We start from the raw sequence: 1,873 nt of genomic DNA on the forward strand, positions 1-1,873 counted from the left end.
TATTATTAATACTAAAAGATATTCAAGACCCAAAAGAAAGATTTAAAATAGTTAGTGAAGTTTCTTCTATAACACATTCACATATTCGATCAATTATAGCATGCTTTTATTATCTTGAATTTGCAATGCTTCTAATAAAAGATAAAGATATAGAGGAAATATATTTTAAATTACAAAACCACATCTCTAATTTTTTACTAGAACAAAAAATACCATCAAAAGAAATAAAGAAATTTGATCGCCTTTTACAAAATAGAATATTTGATTTAAAAGAAGAAGATATACAAAGTAGTGGTTATGTTATTGATACATTAGAAGCTAGCATTTGGTGTTTATTTAAAACACAGAATTATAAAGATTCAATACTAAAAGCAGTTAATTTAGGAGAAGATACAGATACTACAGGAGCGGTTACAGGGGGATTAGCTGGTTTATTATATAGTCATGAAAGTATTCCTCAAGAATGGTTATTAAAATTAGCCAGAAAAAAAGAAATAGATAATATGATTAATAAGTTAGAATAATACAAAAACACCAACCCTAAAGGTTGGTGTTTTTATTTAATTAATTCTTATTCAGCTTGTCTAAGAGTTCCCATTCAGAAGAAGGGATCAATTCTAAGAGTAAGGATAGAAGCAAAAAAAACTCGTCCCTGTTTAAAGGATTCCTAGGATCTAAAATAGCCACTTTCAGAGCTTTAATAAGCGCCTGAATAGAGAATCCCAACTGCTGGTAATCCCCAATAAAAGAGAAATTATCCAAGGCAGTTAAAAACACTTTAAGGCTTTCAGGGTTTAAATTGTTGTTTAGATTTTCAGATTTAAAATTTGCGTTTGACATAATATAACAAATAAAAAGGCGGTGTTGTCAAACGCATACAACAAGTGTAAGAATTTTCGGGCGTTACCGCTACCGAACACCGCCATATGGTAAATATTAAATTTATAAATTTCATGTTGTAAACGTTTGACAACACAAAAGTATAAAAATAATCCCGAAAAATTATTTGCAATTAACTAAAGAGAAGCAATATTATTTTGTAAATAATCCTTAAACCTTTTTTTAGAAATAAAGGTTTCAATTAATTTAAGAAGAATATTTTTTTCCTCTGGTTCCAATTCATTGATAAGTTTCAATTGTTCCAAAGCTTCCGCATCTTTAATAGAAATTTCTTGAGGAATTTCATTTTTCTCATTATAGAAAATAATATCATCCACAGAAATACCAAAATGTTTAGAAATATAAATTAAAGCATCCACAGGAATATCCTGCTGGTTATTTTCCATCTTAGAATAACCCGTTCTGTGCGTATGAATAAGCTCAGCCATTTGCTGTTGCGTATATCCCTTGCCTTCCCTTAATCGCTTTAAATTATCCCCTAATTTCATAACTCAAAGTTACAAATAAGAACAATAACATTTAAAATGTTTTATTTTAGAGAAAACAATAGTTCTTTAAAAGAACATTTTTATATCTTTGTAGTGTTCTAAAAAATCACAAATTAATCTACTCAATAAAAAACCCTAGTTATGAGTATCCCAGAAATCAAACAAAAATTAAGCATTCAAGAAGTATTAGAAAATTACCAAATACCAGAAAAAAACCAGATGTGCCGATGTCCCTTTCACGAAGACCAAACCCCCAGCATGCAAATTTTTAACGATTCCAATACCGTCAGATGTTACAGCGGAAACTGCCCCCAATCCAATAAAGTCATCGATGTCATAGACTTTATTATGTATTACGAAAAACTCACCAAAGCACAAGCTATTGCAAAAGCCTCTCAGTGGATAGGGTTAGCAACTAAAAGCAGTTATAAAGAATATCAAGAACTCCCCATGGACCGATTAGAAGAAATCTTCTATAAAATGAA

At 29.8% G+C, this 1,873-nt stretch carries 4 protein-coding genes; 2 read left to right on the forward strand and 2 right to left on the reverse strand.

The window, feature by feature from the left end:
- A partial coding sequence (locus ETU08_RS00510; protein ID WP_185145245.1) for an ADP-ribosylglycohydrolase family protein occupies nucleotides 1-524 on the forward strand: 524 nt, incomplete at its 5' end.
- A gap of 40 nt (nucleotides 525-564) precedes the next feature.
- Here the strand turns inward: ETU08_RS00510 and ETU08_RS00515 are convergent.
- Both ETU08_RS00515 and ETU08_RS00520 read right to left on the reverse strand, forming a co-directional pair.
- Nucleotides 565-840, reverse strand: coding sequence for a hypothetical protein (locus tag ETU08_RS00515; protein ID WP_146261059.1), 276 nt, complete (start codon nucleotides 838-840; stop codon nucleotides 565-567).
- A gap of 176 nt (nucleotides 841-1,016) precedes the next feature.
- On the reverse strand, nucleotides 1,017-1,388 hold the full coding sequence (locus ETU08_RS00520) for a helix-turn-helix domain-containing protein (RefSeq protein ID WP_146261060.1): 372 nt from the start codon (nucleotides 1,386-1,388) through the stop codon (nucleotides 1,017-1,019).
- Between the two features lie 141 nt (nucleotides 1,389-1,529).
- Between ETU08_RS00520 and ETU08_RS00525 the strand changes: the two genes are divergently transcribed.
- A partial coding sequence (locus ETU08_RS00525) for a CHC2 zinc finger domain-containing protein (protein WP_221410527.1) occupies nucleotides 1,530-1,873 on the forward strand: 344 nt, incomplete at its 3' end.

Source organism: Apibacter muscae (assembly GCF_007845635.1).
GTDB classification, from domain to species: domain Bacteria; phylum Bacteroidota; class Bacteroidia; order Flavobacteriales; family Weeksellaceae; genus Apibacter; species Apibacter muscae.

What these genes read in the sequence shown, in the direction of transcription:
- ETU08_RS00515 (WP_146261059.1), bottom strand. Translation starts at nt 840, where the DNA reads ATGTCAAACGCAAATTTTAAATCTGAAAATCTAAACAACAATTTAAAC.
- ETU08_RS00520 (WP_146261060.1), bottom strand. Translation starts at nt 1,388, where the DNA reads ATGAAATTAGGGGATAATTTAAAGCGATTAAGGGAAGGCAAGGGATAT.